This is a genomic window from Enterobacter sp. HK-058-C-ECC (assembly GCF_047531125.1).
GTDB lineage: Bacteria > Pseudomonadota > Gammaproteobacteria > Enterobacterales > Enterobacteriaceae > Enterobacter > Enterobacter quasiroggenkampii.
The window spans coordinates 1-16,816 of the sequence record NZ_JBLKCH010000021.1 but is presented as its reverse complement, the minus strand read 5'-3'; the positions used below and the strand labels follow the sequence as shown (position 1 = coordinate 16,816).

16 protein-coding genes are annotated in these 16,816 nt (G+C 57.4%); 6 read left to right on the top strand and 10 right to left on the bottom strand.

What is annotated here, in order from left to right; genetic code table 11:
* Positions 1-67 precede the first annotated feature (67 nt).
* The 3 genes from ACMWJS_RS21990 to ACMWJS_RS21980 are packed head-to-tail and all read left to right on the top strand — an operon-like array spanning position 68 to position 4,846.
* Positions 68-1,471, top strand: a complete 1,404-nt coding sequence (locus ACMWJS_RS21990; RefSeq protein WP_196365377.1) for a TolC family outer membrane protein — start codon at positions 68-70, stop codon at positions 1,469-1,471.
* Entirely contained in the window at positions 1,468-3,666 is a 2,199-nt protein-coding gene (locus tag ACMWJS_RS21985) for a type I secretion system permease/ATPase (RefSeq protein WP_414747576.1), read from the top strand. The genes ACMWJS_RS21990 and ACMWJS_RS21985 overlap by 4 nt, the downstream gene beginning before the upstream one ends.
* 10 nt (positions 3,667-3,676) lie before the next feature.
* Complete coding sequence (locus ACMWJS_RS21980; protein WP_086374946.1) at positions 3,677-4,846, top strand: HlyD family efflux transporter periplasmic adaptor subunit; 1,170 nt, start codon at positions 3,677-3,679, stop codon at positions 4,844-4,846.
* Between the two features lie 48 nt (positions 4,847-4,894).
* Here ACMWJS_RS21980 and ACMWJS_RS21975 read toward each other — a convergent pair whose 3' ends face one another.
* Positions 4,895-5,632 carry an AraC family transcriptional regulator gene (locus ACMWJS_RS21975; RefSeq protein ID WP_414747575.1) on the bottom strand — a complete coding sequence of 246 codons (738 nt, stop codon included), beginning with the start codon at positions 5,630-5,632 and terminating at the stop codon, positions 4,895-4,897.
* A 97-nt stretch (positions 5,633-5,729) separates the two neighbouring features.
* Here ACMWJS_RS21975 and ACMWJS_RS21970 point away from each other — a divergent pair, with 97 nt between their 5' ends.
* Positions 5,730-6,149 carry a nuclear transport factor 2 family protein gene (locus ACMWJS_RS21970; RefSeq protein WP_414747574.1) on the top strand — a complete coding sequence of 140 codons (420 nt, stop codon included), beginning with the start codon at positions 5,730-5,732 and terminating at the stop codon, positions 6,147-6,149.
* 2 nt (positions 6,150-6,151) lie between these two features.
* On the opposite strand, the gene ACMWJS_RS21965 is transcribed toward ACMWJS_RS21970, so the two are convergent.
* The 7 genes from ACMWJS_RS21965 to ACMWJS_RS21935 form a co-directional block, all read right to left on the bottom strand.
* On the bottom strand, positions 6,152-6,670 hold the full coding sequence (locus ACMWJS_RS21965) for a DUF6622 family protein (protein ID WP_048029268.1): 519 nt from the start codon (positions 6,668-6,670) through the stop codon (positions 6,152-6,154).
* Positions 6,671-6,754: 84 nt separating this feature from the next.
* A complete protein-coding gene (locus ACMWJS_RS21960; RefSeq protein WP_080474238.1) occupies positions 6,755-7,789 on the bottom strand; it encodes a fimbrial protein in 1,035 nt (344 codons plus the stop codon).
* An 11-nt stretch (positions 7,790-7,800) separates the two neighbouring features.
* Positions 7,801-10,329: a fimbria/pilus outer membrane usher protein gene (locus ACMWJS_RS21955; RefSeq protein ID WP_414747573.1), complete on the bottom strand. Its 2,529-nt coding sequence runs from the start codon at positions 10,327-10,329 to the stop codon at positions 7,801-7,803.
* Between the two features lie 44 nt (positions 10,330-10,373).
* Positions 10,374-11,036: a molecular chaperone gene (locus tag ACMWJS_RS21950; RefSeq protein ID WP_053076387.1), complete on the bottom strand. Its 663-nt coding sequence runs from the start codon at positions 11,034-11,036 to the stop codon at positions 10,374-10,376.
* Positions 11,037-11,071: 35 nt separating this feature from the next.
* Positions 11,072-11,617: a fimbrial protein gene (locus ACMWJS_RS21945; RefSeq protein ID WP_167213801.1), complete on the bottom strand. Its 546-nt coding sequence runs from the start codon at positions 11,615-11,617 to the stop codon at positions 11,072-11,074.
* A 99-nt stretch (positions 11,618-11,716) separates the two neighbouring features.
* Positions 11,717-12,340, bottom strand: coding sequence for a LuxR C-terminal-related transcriptional regulator (locus ACMWJS_RS21940; protein WP_063622322.1), 624 nt, complete (start codon positions 12,338-12,340; stop codon positions 11,717-11,719).
* 384 nt (positions 12,341-12,724) lie between these two features.
* Entirely contained in the window at positions 12,725-13,906 is a 1,182-nt protein-coding gene (locus ACMWJS_RS21935) for a PLP-dependent aminotransferase family protein (protein WP_048029265.1), read from the bottom strand.
* Between the two features lie 139 nt (positions 13,907-14,045).
* Here ACMWJS_RS21935 and ACMWJS_RS21930 point away from each other — a divergent pair, with 139 nt between their 5' ends.
* Positions 14,046-14,402 (top strand): hypothetical protein, encoded by a 357-nt coding sequence (locus tag ACMWJS_RS21930; RefSeq protein WP_414747572.1) that lies wholly within the window; start codon positions 14,046-14,048, stop codon positions 14,400-14,402.
* Here the strand turns inward: ACMWJS_RS21930 and ACMWJS_RS21925 are convergent.
* The gene (locus ACMWJS_RS21925) at positions 14,395-15,288 is read right to left on the bottom strand and encodes a LysR substrate-binding domain-containing protein (protein ID WP_414747571.1); all 894 of its coding nucleotides are present in this window, start codon (positions 15,286-15,288) and stop codon (positions 14,395-14,397) included. The genes ACMWJS_RS21930 and ACMWJS_RS21925 overlap by 8 nt on opposite strands.
* 97 nt (positions 15,289-15,385) lie before the next feature.
* Between ACMWJS_RS21925 and ACMWJS_RS21920 the strand changes: the two genes are divergently transcribed.
* Positions 15,386-15,988 (top strand): short chain dehydrogenase, encoded by a 603-nt coding sequence (locus tag ACMWJS_RS21920; protein WP_414747570.1) that lies wholly within the window; start codon positions 15,386-15,388, stop codon positions 15,986-15,988.
* Here ACMWJS_RS21920 and ACMWJS_RS21915 read toward each other — a convergent pair.
* On the bottom strand, positions 15,982-16,716 hold the full coding sequence (locus tag ACMWJS_RS21915; RefSeq protein WP_414747569.1) for a class I SAM-dependent methyltransferase: 735 nt from the start codon (positions 16,714-16,716) through the stop codon (positions 15,982-15,984). The two genes, ACMWJS_RS21920 and ACMWJS_RS21915, sit on opposite strands and share 7 nt — an antisense overlap.
* Positions 16,717-16,816: the final 100 nt, after the last annotated feature.

Below are 16,816 nucleotides of genomic sequence, written 5' to 3'. Positions count from 1 at the left end.
AGATGACCCGGGCGCACAGCGCCCGGGCATTAATAATAAAGCTGTACTTTTTTATTAGGGACATGACATGGGAATGAAGATGCCTTACTGGTGGCTCTCGTGCTGCCTGATATCTGTGCCCGCTTTCTGCGCAAATCCGGCGGCAACCATCAATACCGGACAGCTTCGCGAAACGCAGGAACTCCCCGCACTCAACGGCCGCGTGGCCCCGGTGGCTGGCAACGCCGCTCCCGGTTCATTACAGCTTGGCGAAGCCGTTAACCGTGCCGTCACGTGGCACCCGGCCATCAGCGAAGCCGTGGGCAAACTCTACCAGCAGAGCGAAGAGGTGGACGTCGCGAAGTCAAAATACTATCCGCAGATTAATGCCGGCGTGGACAACGGGTATTCCCACGACGGCGACCAGAACGGCTTTACGCCGTCGCTGGTGCTTTCTCTCTCTCAAATGCTCTATGACTTCGGCAAAGTGGCCAGCCAGGTGCGCGCCGAGAGCGCTGGCGTTGCCCAACAGCAGGCCAACGTGCTGGTGAGTATCGACACCATCGCCCACGATACCGCCGTCGCCATGGTACAGGTGCAGACCTGGCAGCAGATGGTCGACACCGCCAAAGAGCAGCTTGAGGCTCTTTCCTCCATCGGCACGCTGACCCGCCAGCGTAACGACGAGGGCGCCACGTCGCTCTCTGACGTGGTGCAGACCGATGCCCGTATCGAAGGCGCGCGCGCCCAGCTGATGCAGTACCAGGCCAGCCTGGAGAGCGCCCGCGCGACGCTGATGAGCTTTCTCGGCTGGAACAGCCTGAACGCGATCAGCAACGACTTTCCGCAAAAGCTGGCCCGCAGCTGCGATGTCGCCGAGCCGGACGACCGCCTGGTTCCTGCGGTGCTCGCCGCCTGGGCGCAGGCTAACGTCGCCCAGGCTAACCTCGACTACGCCGACGCGCAGATGACGCCAACCGTCTCGCTGGAGCCGGAGGTGCGCCATTACATGAACGATCGCTACGCGGGCAGCGACACGCGGGATCGCACCCAGTATTCCGCCTGGGTGAAAGTACAGATGCCGCTCTATCAGGGCGGCGGCCTCACCGCCCGGCGTAACGCCGCCGGACACGCGGTGGAAGCGGCACAGTCCACCATTCAGCGCACGCGCCTGGATGTCCGCCAGAAACTGCTGGAAGCCCGCAGTCAGGTGATGAGCCTGCAAAGCACGCTGCAAATTCAGGGCCGTCAGGAGGCGCTCAGCGCCCGCACCCGCGAACTGTACCAGCAGCAGTATCTTGACCTCGGCTCGCGCCCGCTGCTCGACGTGCTCAACGCCGAACAGGAGGTTTATCAGGCGCGCTTCACCCAGCAGCAGACCCTCGGTCAGCTGCACCAGCTGCAGCTCAACTGCCTGTATAACACCGGGCAATTGCGTCATGCGTTCGACCTTGATAACCGCACCATCCAGACCGTGGAGATCCAGCCATGAAGCAGCGTGATACCCCGCAAGGTGAAAACATGACGGATGAGGCGCTGGCGCAGTGGGCGCAGGCCTTTGGCTTTATCGCCACCCGCTACCGCGTCGCCTGCTCGCCCGGCGCGCTGATCGCAGGCGCACCGTGGCTGAAAGGCAAACCGATGGTGCCCGCCCTCACCCAACTGGCGCGTGAGGCGGGGCTGTCGTTTCAACTGCTCACCGCTGACCAGCAGTCGATCAACAGCTGGCGTCTGCCAGTGGTGGTGGCGCTGAATGACGGCCGGGTCGGTGCGATCGAGCACTTCGACGGCGACGACACGCTGGAAGTCAGCTTCTTCGACGACCAGACCTACACTAACCGGCTGTCGATGACGGCCATGCTGCCCGCCATCCGCCACGTCATTGCCCTGCGGCCACTCGCCGCGCTGAAGGACAGCCGCGTAGATGCCTATATCTCAAAATATCGCCCGGACTGGCTCTACCGGCTGGTGATGCGCGATCTCCGCCCCTACAGCTGGGTAATGCTCGCCGCGCTGTTTATCAACGTGCTGTCGCTTTCCGGGATTGTCTTTTCCATGCAGGTCTATGACCGGGTGATCCCCGCCCAGTCCTACCCGACGCTGTACGTCCTGACCATTGGGGTGCTGATCGCCACCCTGTTTGGCTTCGTACTGCGCGTGGCGCGCGGCCACATTATGGATCTGCTCGGCAAGCGCTCGGATATGCGCGTCTCGGATCGCGTCTTCGGCCACGCGCTGCGGCTGCGCAACAGTGCGATTCCCCGCTCCACCGGCAGCTTTATCTCACAGCTGCGCGAGCTGGAGCAGATCCGCGAGATGGTCACCTCGTCCACCATCTCAACGATTGTCGACCTGCCCTTCTTTTTACTGTTCGTGGTGGTGCTGGCGATCATCGCCCCACAGCTGGCGTGGATCGCCCCGGTCGCGGCGGTGATCATGGTCCTGCCCGGCCTGCTGCTGCAGAAAAAGCTGGCGGAGCTGGCAAAGCAGTCGGCGCATGAATCAACCCTGCGCAATGCGGTGCTGGTGGAGAGCGTGCAGGGGCTGGAGGACATCAAGCTGATGCAGGCGGAAAACCGCTTTTTGCAGCAGTGGAACAGCTATATCCAGATCACCGCCGAATCCGGCCTGCGCACCCGCGAGCTGACGCAGAACCTGATCAGCTGGGGGATGACCATTCAGAGTCTGGTTTACGCCGCCGTGATTGTGGTCGGCGCGCCGATGGTGATCGACGGCACCCTGACCACCGGCTCGGTGGTCGCCGCCTCGATGCTGGCCTCCCGCATGATCGCCCCGATGGCGACGCTGTGCGGCGTGCTGGCCCGCTGGCAGCAGGTCAAAGCGGCAAAAGAGGGGCTGGACAGCATCATGCAGCTCCCCACCGAAAACCAGCGCGAGGAGACGCCGATCCGCCAGGACGTTCTGCGCGGTCACTACCTCTTTGAGCAGGCGCAGTTCCGCTATCAGCCGGACGATCCGCGCATGGCGCTGCGCATTAACCGCCTGGAGATCGGGCCGGGTGAGAAAGTGGCGATCCTCGGGCGCAACGGCGCGGGCAAATCGACCCTGCTGCAGGCGATGGCGGGCGGGATGGATCTGGCGGCGGGCGAGCTGCGGCTCGACGGCTTCAGCCTGCCGCATCTCGACGTGGCGGACGTGCGGCGCAACGTCGGCTTTATGACCCAGAACGCGCGGCTGTTTTACGGCACCCTGCGCGAGAACATCACCCTCGGCATGCCGCGCGCCACCGACGAAGAGATCTTCGAGGCACTGGAACTGACCGGCGCGGCAAGTTTCGTGCAGAAGCTGCCCAAGGGGCTGGACTACCCGATCATGGAAAACGGCGTGGGGCTCTCCGGCGGGCAGCGTCAGTCGATTCTGCTGGCGCGGATGCTGCTGCGCGATCCGAATATCGTACTGATGGATGAACCCACCGCCTCGCTGGACGAGCACACCGAGCGGGAATTTATCCAGCGGCTGGGCGACTGGCTCGGGCACCGCACCCTGATCGTCGCCACCCATCGCGTACCGGTGCTGGAGCTGGTAGAGCGCGTGGTCGTGTTGAAAGATGGGATGCTGGTGATGGACGCGCCAAAAGCCCAGGCGCTGAGCAACAGCCGTATGCAGCAGCAACAGCAGCAGGCAGCAACCGGACGGGAGTGGAAAAATGAAAATCAGTCAGCGTGACGTGGCGGCAATGGACGATCTGGATAATGCCCTCGACTCCGAAAGCGGCTACACCGGCGCGCGTCGGATCGTGATCTTCTCGCTACTGATGTTTGTGGTGCTGGGCGTCTGGGCGTGGTTTGGCGTGCTGGATGAGGTGTCAACCGGATCGGGGAAAGTGATCCCCAGCTCGCGCGAGCAGGTTTTACAGTCGCTGGACGGGGGGATCCTCACCGAGCTGAACGTCCACGAGGGCGATCAGGTGCAGGCCGGACAGGTGTTGGCGAGGCTTGACCCTACCCGTTCCGAATCAAACGTCGGCGAAAGCGCGGCGCGCTACCGCGCCTCTCTGGCCTCCAGCGCCCGCCTGTATGCCGAGGTGAACGATCTGCCGCTGAAGTTCCCTCCTTCGCTGGCGAAATGGCCGGATCTGATTGCCGACGAAACGCGGCTGTACAACTCGCGCCGCGCGCAGCTGGAGGATACCCAGCGGGAGCTTCGCGCCGCGTTAGATCTGGCGAATAAAGAGCTGGCCATTACCCAGCGGCTGGTGAAGACCGGGGCCGCCAGCCATGTGGAGGTGCTGCGCCTGCAGCGGCAGAAAAGCGATCTGGAGCTGAAGCTCACCGACGTGCGTTCTCAGTATTACGTCCAGGCCCGCGAGGCGCTCTCCAAGGCCAACGCGGAGGTGGATATGGTTTCGGCGATCCTCAAGGGCCGTCAGGATTCCGTCACCCGTCTGACGGTAAAATCCCCGGTGCGCGGGATCGTCAAAAACATCAAGGTCACCACCATCGGCGGCGTGATCCCGCCCAACGGCGAGCTGATGGAGATTGTGCCGGTGGACGATCATCTGCTGATTGAAACCCGCCTGTCGCCGCGTGATATCGCCTTTATCCACCCGAATCAGGAGGCGCTGGTGAAGATCACCGCCTACGATTATGCCATTTACGGCGGGCTGCACGGGGTCGTGGAGACGATTTCACCGGACACTATTCAGGACGAGGCCAAGCCGGAGGTGTTTTACTACCGGGTATTTATCCGCACCAGCCAGGATTACCTGGTCAATAAGGCGGGCAGGCATTTCTCGATTGTGCCGGGGATGATTGCCACGGTGGACATTAAGACCGGCGAGAAAACGGTGCTGGATTATCTGATCAAGCCGTTTAACCGGGCGAAAGAAGCGCTGAGGGAGCGGTAGTCAATCGCCGGGTGGCGGCTTCGCCTTACCCGGCCTACATTGTAAAGCTCAGCGGGACGTGGGGAGGGCATCAGACCGCAACATCGCCCACTGCCCCGGTGTTTTACCGGTCCATGCTCTGAAAACCTCAATAAATGCGCTGACGCTGCTGTAGCCGCAGGACAGCGCAATCCACCCTACCGGCTTCCCCGCCGCCAGCCATTCCATTGCCTGCATGACGCGCGCCAGCTGCCGCCAGTTAACAAAGTTCATTCCAGTCTGGGCACTAAACCGACGATTGAATGTACGCACGCTCATCCCAGCATGAATAGCATGACTCTCGACCGTCTGGTTATCATCGACAAACTGCAGCAAATGGCTGACCACGTTCTTCAGACGCGGATCCGTCGGCACGGGCAGAGAAAAGTGAACCTGGGGCGTCAGGGCAAGCTCATCCAGCAGCAAAGTCAGCTTTCGCGGATCGTACTCGTTCTCTGCACCACATAAACGGGAAAACAGTGCATGAGTGAGATCGTCGGGCTCGAACAGCGCGGGCGCATCGGGAAGCCCTGCACAGCAGGCGGGGTCAAGATAGATGGCGCAGCCTTCTATTGCGCTTTCAGAAAAGGCGGCATGCTGCTGACCTGGCGGGATCCAGCCGATGTGTTTTGCCGGTACGACCGAGCGCGCCTGCTGCGTCTCAATGACCAGCAGACCCGTTGCAATGCGCCACAGCTGGCCGGTGCGATGACTGTGCCACGGTGTTCGATACCCGCCGGGATGATGGAGCGTTTCAAAACTGACCATCTCATTTTGACCGAAAATCGTTATTCATCGACCTATTACAGAAACCACGTCTTCGGCTGTCAAGGATAATGGGGACTCAAACACATAAGGAGCCCGTATGAGCATTATCACGTCCCTGATAGCCCAACCTGACAACGCCGCGCAGCGCGAAAAAATGGCGAGCCTGTTAACCCGCTTATTCAACGGCGATATCGATCCGGCAGAGGTATTTACGCCCGATTACCAACAGGTTACGGACGGTCACGCCCTTGACTACCGGGGTTTTATTCAGCACCTGAACCACGTCCGCTCGCAGATCCGCACGATCGCCTTTAGCGTGGCGGAGATAGCCTGTCATGACGAACTTCTGGCTGACCGGCATATCGTGACGGTCACGTATCCTGATGGTCGTCAGGCAGAGATAGAGGTTTATCTGTTTGCCGCGCTGCGTGAAGGGAAAATCTGGCGGATCCATGAAGTCACGCGAGCCCTCAGCGGCGATGCTTCAGATCGCACCCTGGCACACGCGACAGAATAACGTCACTCCGCCGGGCGCGGCGCGGTACGGCTAAACACCTCAACATACCGCGTAAACTTGCCGATAAACACCCCGGCAAACAGCCCGCCGGAGACAATCGCAAGGGCGCTGATTGCGGGCTGCTGCAGCGTCTGCGGCGCGATGGCGCTCATTACCCCCAGCACGTATTTCACCGCGAACGCCAGCATCATAAACGGCAGCGCGGTGTAGTCAGCCTGGCGGCAAAGGGTGCGCGGCGCGGCGGCACGAGTCACCGCCGTCGGGCGAATCAATGCGTAACCCAGCGCAGCGCCAGCCAGAATGCCCGCAAGCCACATCGACAGCGTCGCGACGCTGAGGGAGCGGTACATCACCAGATCGTAAATATCCCATAGCAGAAAAATGGCCGGAATTATCGCCAGTTTTTCCAGCGTGACCGTGGCGGGCCGGCGGGCCCGGAGCCCACGAGAAACCAGAAACACAAACAGCACCCAGACCCAGATGGGGGTGTGCGTCAGAATACCAGTCAGTTGTTCGAACATAGCTGTTTACCGTGGGCGTCACGCGGCCGTTATCGCGCGGGATAAGTATTACGCAAAATAGCCCGCGCGCAATCCCCACTTTTGTTACTTGAACGTCACGGTAAAGGTGGCTGTCGCACTGTAATCCCCAAGCTTCGGCGTCGTGGTCGTCCATATAAACCCTGCGTGATAATCATGCGTGAGCCGGTCTCCACCGATCGTACCTATCTCCTGCGGCGTGTTCAGCGCAATGCGCGGCTCCATCAGGCTGCTGGCGGAAATGATAAAGCCAAAGCCGCTGTCTGCCGCGGGCATGATGATTGCCCCGTCTTTGACCGTATTCGTCGAGCTTAACGTCATCAGCAACGTCTCCCCCGTGCAGGTTTTACCGCTGGCTTCACGCGTCAAATCGACCTGTAGCGTAAAGGGTTTTGTTTTTTCAATCTTACCGGGCGTCGCCCAGCTGCCGTTGATGACGCCAAAGTCGAGGGTATCGGGTACCAGCAGCACTTTTGGCGTGCAGGCCAGAAAGGTGATTTTATCCAGCCCGGTAATGGTCAGGTTAAAGTTACCGTCCTGAGTCACCGTGCCGCCTCGCAGACCGCCCACGCCGTCCACCTGAAAGAGCGACAGGCTGACATCCCCCATCACTTTGCCATTGGTGGCCGCCGGAAGGCCGGTGGTTTTGATGTAAACCTGATAGGTGAGCGTGAACGTCTGCGGGGCCGCCGGGGAGAGACAGCCTTTGTTGCCGTTAGGACGGCACACGGTACCGGGACCAATCTCTATTTTATCGCCCTTCTTCAGCTTGTAATCGACGTTCCTGAAGGTGATGCCAATCTCCAGAGAGTTATGCACGTTTTTCACTGCATCTTTCGGATCGAGCCATAAATAGGCGCTCTCGCCGTTTGGATAGGCGTCCGTGTCAGAGCAGGTAAACGTCGCCGTGATCGGTGACGATACCCATATTTTGGTGTTGGTGCCGAAGTCACCGATCGACGCTTTGATGATGCTGTTAATGGCAACGTACTGGCTCACCGAGCCCTGGGCTTTACAGGTCAGCGCCATAACGGTGGAAGAAAACAGGCCGAAGCAAAAAATCACCGCGGCGTACAGCATATGTCGTCCCTGAAATTGCATTGTCCTCTCCTTTATCGACAAATTGCGCTGATCTCGCGATAGCCCGCGGTATCCTGTTCACGCCGTTCCTCATCCGGAAGCTGGATGCGACACTGTTCGTCATCCCCCTCCCCCCAGCGAATGGCGATCGCTTCGCCCGGCAGCACGCCTGAAACAAAAATATCCCCGTCAGGCCCGACAATGCCGTTGTTACGCTCGCCCCGGCTGTAGGCCTGCGCGCCAACCGGCGGCACGCTGTTGTCGGGTCGTTTGCTGTGAATCAGCACGCTGTCGCCCCGATATGTTTCAAACGTCACGCGCGTAATCGCGCCGCGGGTAGGGACGTTATTCTGGGTGGCAACAGGCACGTCCAGCCCCTCCGGGAAGTCCTGGGTGTTTAACGACCAGGTATTGTTGCGATAAGGAATCGCATGCGGGGCAACGGCATAGCCCGCAGCGTCAATCCGCACTCCGGCCTGATTCTCTACCCTCACCCCATGCGCATCCTGAGCCTCAATCAGGGTAAAAGTACTGCCCGGTGGCTGGGACAGCGTCACGCCGCCAGCGTGAGCAAGGATGCCGCCGCTGAGGTTCATGCTGCTTTGCTGCACATCTTCCGCTCTGGAATAGCCCAGCCACAGATTTCCGGCGCCCCCCTTGTAGCCCATGCTCAGATCGCCCGCCGTCCCCTCAGCATCGTTTTGCTGCACCTGCATGGCATAGCTAAGGCGGTTATCCTCAAGCAGGGAGCCACTCAGCCCCGCGGAGGAGGACACGTTTCCGGCACGATCGGCGTGAAGGTCTGTCGTCGCCGTCGCCGGGTGGCTGCCAAAACTGAGCGGCAGGGACAGGCGCAGGTTAATGCTGCTGTCATGTGCAATGTAGTGGTTGCGCGTATTCTGGTAGTACAGACTCCAGGTCACATTGCCCAGCCGTGAGGTAAAGCCAGACTGAACCGTGGTGTCAGAACCGGCATCCTGCCAGTAGCTTTGCTTGCTGAAGGTGAGATAAAGCTGGCTGATCTCACCTATCTGCTGGCTCATTGAGATATCCAGCCGCGCTTTTTTGGTTGCGTAGCGGCTGTCGTAATGGATTTCAGGCTTTGACGCGACCCAGTCAGGGTTATCCTGATCGGCGTCATCCCAGTAATAGGTTTTATATCGGCCATTATCCCAGCGGCGGCGTTCCTGAACCGACTCCTGGAAATCGTAATAACCGGACGAGGAGTAACGATAGCCCGCCACCTGGAAATCGGTGCGGGAATCGAGAAAGGATTTCGCGTACAGGAAGCGAGCGCTCCCCCCTTGCTCATCGTCGCCCCGCGCCAGCCGCGTGTCGGATAACGCCAGATCGACGGACACCGCGCCAAAATGCCCCATGTTTTTGCCCACGCCCATCGCCGCGCTGCGGTAGTGTTCCGCCGAAAGCAGGCCGCCCGACAGGGTCACCGTATCGCTCATCCCTCTGGCGAGCTGGCTTTCAACAAACGCAGGGGCATAGCCGTCGGCACCATCATGATATTTTGCGGCCGTGATTTCATAGTTCCACTGCCCCTTGCGAACCAGTCCCGGGAGCACGGTATAGGGGATCACCAGATTGGTTTTCCGTCCGTCGGTTTCAATGATGGTGACAAACAGATCCCCGCTCTGACTGACCGGCACAATGTCATCAAACGCGAACGGTCCCGGCGGCACGTTGGTGGAGTAGATCAGATACTTATTCTGTCGAACCTCCACGCGGGCATTGCTTTCCGCCACGCCTCTGACGACAGGGGCATAGCGCGACTGGCTGTCTGCACGCATCATGGGCTCCGAGGCCAGCTGCACCCCGCGAAACGGAATACTGTCGTAGAGGGTTGTTCCGGTACTCCCTTGTCCCAGCAGCAGACGACTCCTGAGTGACGGAAGCGCCCTTTCAGCCCACGACGAGACGTTTTTCCAGTGGCCCGTTTCCCCATCCCGCTTTGTCAGGTTCGCCATCTGGCGCAAGCGCCACGCCCCTATATTGATGCCGTTATTCAGGTAAAGGTAGGCGTACTGGCTGTTTTGCCCGTAGCTTCTGATGGTGTTCGCCGCCAGGTTGTAGTTCACAAAAGCGGCATTGATGCCCTCGTCGTAACGCGTGGAGGGTACCGTTCCGCGCGGTTGCGTCAGCATATTGAGCTGGGGAACCTGAATATCCAGCCGGTGCTCGGTCATCGTAACGTTCATGGACGCACCCGCAATCCGGCGCTCGAGGGGATAGCACGACTCGTCATCGTCAGCGGGAAGAGCGACGGACCACGCGCGCAGCCGATCGGCGCTAATGCACGGGTGCAGCGCGCTGTCGGGCTTATCGCGGACGATCTCAACGTCACGCTGTTCAACGAGCTTTCGATTAACGTAAACATCGAGGGAATAGGTTCCGGGAATAATGCCGGAATCAGGGTCGATCAAATTAATGAACGATTGCTCGCCCGCTCCATGAAAAAATGCGGTGTTATATTCACTTTGCGCCAGACATTCGCTGCCGGAAACCAGTAAAGAGGTGAGCGCGCACAGGGGGATCCATGTTCGTTGCATAATGATTCATCCATGACATTATTTAATAATCTGCAACCGTGGGCTTAGTGCATTTTGACGTCGGCAACGCCGCCGTAATCGTTAATGTACGTTAAGCCAACCACCCGCGAGCCTTTGGGAAAAGGAATCGTTTCGCTGCCAAAGGGAGCAATCATCGGGGCCGTTATTTTTTGTTCTTTTCCCTGCGGGGTTTTAATAATTAACTGGCTCAGGCTAATATGCAGAGGCCCGGGATTGCTGACGACCAATGCCTCACTGCTTTTCGTCAGCGTTAACTGACCTATCTGCTCGTCCAGTTTTGCCTTCATCCCAACCGGGCGATAAAAAAGCTTAAGGCGCGTTCGAATCGCCAGCTGCATCACATTAGGCTCGCTGGCCCGGGGCGGTATTTCCTGAACGTTAATCCAGTAAACGCTTTCTCTGTCGGTCGGTAATCCTTTACCGGAATAGATAAAACGTAACACGGCGGATTGATCGGGTTTCACCTTCATAATAGGCGGCGTCACCACCATCTCTTTTCCGGGCTTGTCTGAATCTTCGTCCAGCCAGGTCTGGATAATATAATTTTTTTGCGACGCGTTATGCAGCGTTAACGAGGCCGATTTATTCTCACCGGAATAAATCACCCGTGAACTTTCAATCTGAATAGCTGAAATAGCCGATGCGGAGTACAGCGCGAATAGCGCAATAATAAGTGACTTCATCATACCACCTTAAAAGCAGGCCCGAAGGCCTGCTCCTGTTATTGTTGAACAATGGTGAAGGTGGCCGTTGCGTTTGCTTCCCCGGTGGTGACCGCATCTTTGTTATAGGCGTAATAGTTCGCTTTCAGGAAGAACGTCCCGCTGCCCGAGGTGTCGCCTTCAGCAATGGTGATGCTGGCATCGGATTTATCAAGGGTTTTGGATAAGGTAATGTTCTGGTCGGAGATATCTTTAATCTGAATCCCCACCCCTTTTGCCGTGGTGCTGGCGGTCGCGTTATCCAGGTCCAGCACGTTCGGCTGACCGGACGGGCTGACGCCGTCAAGAATCAGATAATAGGTGCCCGGCTGACAGCCCGTCAGGTTAATGGCAAAGCCCACCTCCGGACCGTTGGCATCTTGTTTCAAGGTTTCCATCGGAATAGTTCCCATCGGAACCGTAATTTCGGCAGTGCTTTCCCCGGAGAGCTTGCAGGATGATGAGCCAATTTGCCCTACAAATTTTAACTTACCGTCTGCCGCATGGGCAAAAGAGGTAAAAAGCCCCAGGGCAACCATCGCCGCGCAAAGAGATTTCAATTTCATATACAGCTCCTTCTGTTTATACAACATATTATGAATAACAGTGCATCGTTTCTGCCTGAATACTACACCCGCATAAAACGCTTCATTTCCCGGCGAACGTTATGTAACCTTTATATCCGTTGTCAGATAATGATAAAGCCCGGTAAGACTCTCAACCTGGAGTTTGGAATAAATGTTACGCCGGTGAATACTGACCATCTTCTCACTAATATCGACCTGCCGGGAGATCTCTTTATTACCTTTCCCTGTAATAAAAAACGGCATCAGGTCTAATTCCCGATGGGTGAGATTTGAATTTTTCTTAATCATCGCCCAGGTTTTATTGGTCACGGATTTTGAAATAATCTGGCCAGCCTTATCTTTGACCATAAAAGTGCTGAGTTTATCAAATGATTCGCTGTTATCAATTAAGATATCCGCAACCGAGTCCAGCAAAATATTTTCAGTCACTTCCACAATTCGCGCATTAGTCGTAATAATAAGTATATTGTCAAAAACATTCTGGCGCTTCATCTTTAACAGTAACAACAGTAAACCGTGGTCAGCAATATAATAGTCAATGATTATCGTGACCGGTGATCTCATTACCATCGTGCTCAGCGTTACGCTGGCTTTTTCAAATGCTAAAAACTTCAGTTCCTGCTTATCTCTCTGGCAATTTTGTATGATTTCACTCAACCCAATTCTGAACCAGACATTATCAGATACACAAATAATCATCATCCGTAACCTTATACTGATCCATGTATAACATTCCGGGAATAGAGCCTGTGAAGTGATTTAACCCTGAGCGAACGCTAAAAAATCATCCAACGACTGCGCTTATTCCATGAGACATTATTCAGATCAAAATGAATGAGATGCAAATAAGAATATGGGCAACAAGTGTAAGAGCAATCCGAAAAAGGATAATACAAAAAATGCTTTTCTTAGAAAAAAAGCATTAATAATTAATTAGTTAGATAATGTTAATTTTGGTATTACTTTTCGAATACAATCCAAAAACATGGCCCGGGTATGATCCTGCGCAAGTTAACGTGAAGTTCCTGATCTGCATTTTCAGCTTCACCGCTTAAATAACGTCCAGAATCATACCCCGCCATTCTGTTATAAAGAGGCTTTCAGGCGTCGAACGGCCTCTTTTAGCTCTTCATCCGTTGGCGTGACAAACGACATGCGCAGCGTCGCTGGGTCCGGCTCATTGCAGTAGAAAAATTCGCCCGGCACAAATACCACGCCGTTACTTAACGTTTTTTCCAGCCAGCGGGTGGTGTTCATGCCGTTGTTCATTTTCGCCCACAGGAACATGCCGCCCTTCGGCTTGTGGAACGACATCACGTCGCCCAGCTCGGCTTCCAGTTCCGTGGCGAACGTCTGGTATTTCTGACGATAGGCTTCGCGGATCGTTTTAATCTGATCGGCCAGACGGCCGGTCTTCAGGTATTCGTACGTCATCAGCTGCGACAGCGTGCTGGTGTGCAGATCGGTGGTTTGCTTCAGGTTCACCACCGCGCGCTTCAACCATTCCGGCACCACCACCCAGCCTACGCGCGTGCCCGGCGCGAGAATTTTAGAGAAGGTGGAGGTATACACCACGTTCTCTTCATTGCCGATATCTTTGGCATGGGCAATTAACGGACGGAAGACCTCATCGGTATAGTTTATTTCGCTGTACGGATCGTCTTCAATAATCACGAAGTCATAGCGCTTCGAGAGCTCCACCAGCTGTTTACGACGCGCCTCAGAAAGCGTCACGCCGCCTGGGTTACCAAACGTTGGAACGATGTACACCGCTTTAATGGCTTTTTTGGCCACCAGCGCTTCTAGCTCATCCACCTTCATGCCGTCGCCGTCGGTGCCAACGGATTCAAAATTCGCCTGCGCCAGGCCGAATACCTGCAGCGCGGCAAGATAGGTTGGACGCTCGACGACGACGATATCGCCCGGGTTAATTAACGCGCGCGCCAGCACGTCGAGGGACTGCTGTGAACCGGAGGTTACGACCACGTCATCGGCCTTACAGCGAATGCCACGCCCCTCGCAAATGCGCTGAATCTCTTCCCGCAGTCCCGGTACGCCTTCGGTCAGGCCATACTGAAACGCCTCGCCAAAATGCTGAGATAATACGGCATCAGCGGCAATTTTCAGCCCTTCGCGATCGAACAGGTCAGGGTTTGGAATACCGCCCCCCAGCGAGATCACGCCCGCCATTTTGCTGTGTTTTAATAATTCGCGGATGGCAGATGATTGCAGGCCCTGCGCGCTGCTGGCGAGTTTACTCACGGACATTCTCTTGTTACCTTCTTTTTTTATGAAATGACCACTCTTACTAGCACAAGTCCCCGGATTTTTCATGCGCTTCGTAGGATCCTCGCTAAACTGCTCGGTGTAGGCTTCTCTGCCAGCACATTCTCATAAGGCATCAATAATGAAAATCATCGTAACGTTATCCTGTTTCCTGCTGAGCGGCTGTGTTGTCGGTAACATGGACTCTACCGACTATAAATATGTTCGCTATGCTCAAACCTTCCAGAAGCCGGGGCCGGGAGGCTACACCGATAATGAGCAGCGCAAGAAAGATCTTTACTTCTGTGGCGTAGACAAAGACGCCAATCTTGATGACGGCAGCTATAACGGGGGCAGCAGCAGACCTGACCAAACACTTCAGGAAATCGTTGCCAGAAACGACAAAATATCGAATTGCATGAAGCAGAAGGGCTATACCGTCTACGGCTATGACGAGTGTGGCCCCCTCAAAGCGCCAACCGGACGTTGCCCTAATTAACGCTGATATGCCCATTCTGCATGATGTGCGCAATAAACTGAGTGAGTTTAGGCAGCGGCCGCAAATCCTGGCGCCACAATAAATGCACCGGCCTCGGCGCGGGCGTGAACGGCTCCAGCACCCGCACCAGCCTGCCGCTTGCCAGCTCTTCCGCCACCAGCACCTCGGGTTGCAGCAACAGCCCTGCTCCGGCTCGCGCCGCCATGCGTAAGCCGTAGCCGTCGTTACATCTCAAGATCGCATCCCGCTTCCAGCGCACCTCCCCTTCCACGCCCGGCAGTCGCCACTCGTTGCGTGCCGTCCACACCGTGTGCGAAAGACAGAAATGATCCACCAGATCGTCTGGCGTTTGCGGCGTGCCGTGTCGCGCCAAATAATCCGGCGCGGCGCAGATCACCATGTTGTAGGGGCACAGATATTTCGCCACCAGATCGTCATTACGAACGTCACCAATGCGAATGGCCAGATCGACGCCCTCCTCCACCAGATCGACCATCCGGTTGGTGAGATCCAGCTCGATGCGTACCTCCGGGTAGCGCTGTAAAAAGGTTGCCGTCAGCGGGGCTATTACGCAGCCGCCAAACGACGTGGGCGCCGTGACGCGCAACGTTCCGGCGGGTGCAGCACGCAGCCGTTCAACCGCGCTTTCGGCAATCATGACCTGCTCCAGCACCCGCTTCGCCTCGTCGAAGTAGACGCGTCCGGCATCCGTCAGGCTCTGGCGGCGCGTGTTGCGCTCCAGCAGCCGCGTGCCGAGCTGGGACTCCAACAGGGCAATATACTTCCCCACCATCACCGCCGACATCTCCAGCCGCGTCGCCGCACCGGTGAAGCTGCCGCTTTCCACCACGGCAATAAACGTCTCCATGCTGCGGAGCTTATCCATATTCCAAACCTCTGGTTAGTAATCTTCTAACTTTAGCCCAGTTTATCCGCATTTTAATTTATTAAAGAATGAAGGCTCACAACATAAGGAGTCGGCTATGAAAATCGTCATTATTGGTGCCAGCGGTACGGTCGGTCGTGCGGTAACGGAAGAGCTGAGTCGTCGCCACGAGGTCATCCGCGTCGGCCGCACGCAGGGCGACGCGCAGGTGGATATCACCTCTCAGGCGAGCGTTCAGGCGCTCTTCGAGAAAATCGGCCCGGTGGACGCGATTGTGTCCGCCAGCGGAGGCCTCTACTTCGGCCCGCTCGCGACCATGAAAGACAGCGACTTTAACCAGGGGCTGCAGGATAAACTGCTCGGGCAGGTGCGCCTGGCGCTGACCGGCCAGCACTACCTGAATGAAGGCGGCTCGATTACGCTGATAAGCGGAATTGTGGCGCACGAGCCGATTGCGCAGGGCGTGAACGCCACCACGGTGAATGCCGCGCTGGAAGGGTTTGTTCGCGCGGCAGCCTGCGAACTGCCGCGCGGGATCCGCATCAACCTGATCAGCCCGACGGTGCTCACCGAATCGGTCGACACGTACGATGGCTTCTTCCCGGGCTTCGAAAGCGTGCCTGCCGCCACGGTGGCGCAAGCCTATCGTCGCAGCGTGGAAGGCGTGCAGAGCGGGCGGGTGTATAAGGTGGGTTACTGAGCCTTACGGGCAGCGATCAGGACCAGCATCGGGCGCTCAGCCTCTTCGGCCAGCGCGGGCCAGGCGTCAATCTGCGCCTGCGTTGGCCCCCACTCGTTGACTTCGCTTACCGTTAATCCGGCCCTGATGAGCGCGTTAAGCGTGGTGCCCAGCGTGCGGTGGTATTTGATCACCCCGTCCGCCAGCCAGTTGCTGACGCGCTGGCCTTCGTCCTGATAATGGTTCACGCCCCAGAACCGCTCGCCGTTATCGTCGGTCAGCCAGCCCTGACGCGAGGCGCAGGTGTAAATCGGGTGTTCCATCGAAAAGACCAGGCTGCCGCCGGGCTTAAGCGCGCGCTGAACCTTCGCAAACAGAGTATCCAGCTCCGGCAGGTAGTGCAGCGCCAGCGAGCTGTAGACCAGATCGAGGCTGGTTTCGTCGAGGCTGAGAGAGCCCAGATCGCTACGCTGATAGTGAATCAGTGGGTCCGCGGTAAGCTCCGCTGCGCGGGCGAGCATCTTTTCTGAGATATCGATCCCCGTGACGTGAGCAGCACCCAACTCGCGCGCGGCGCGGCAGAACCAGCCGTAGCCGCAGCCGAGATCGACAACCGATTTGCCGGTTAAATCGGGCAGCAGGCTTTTCAGCGCGGGCCACTCCGGCGCGCCGTCCAGCCCCTGCACCGAGCGCGGAAGCTGGGCGTAGCCTTCAAAAAACGCCGGGTTGTCGTAGATGTTTTGTGCCATGGCAGATCCCTCTTTAAGAATGTGACTCCCAGTATAAAACATTGCCGGGTGGCGCTGCGCTTACCCGGCCTACGATTCGAGGGTTTCAGTAGGCCGGGTA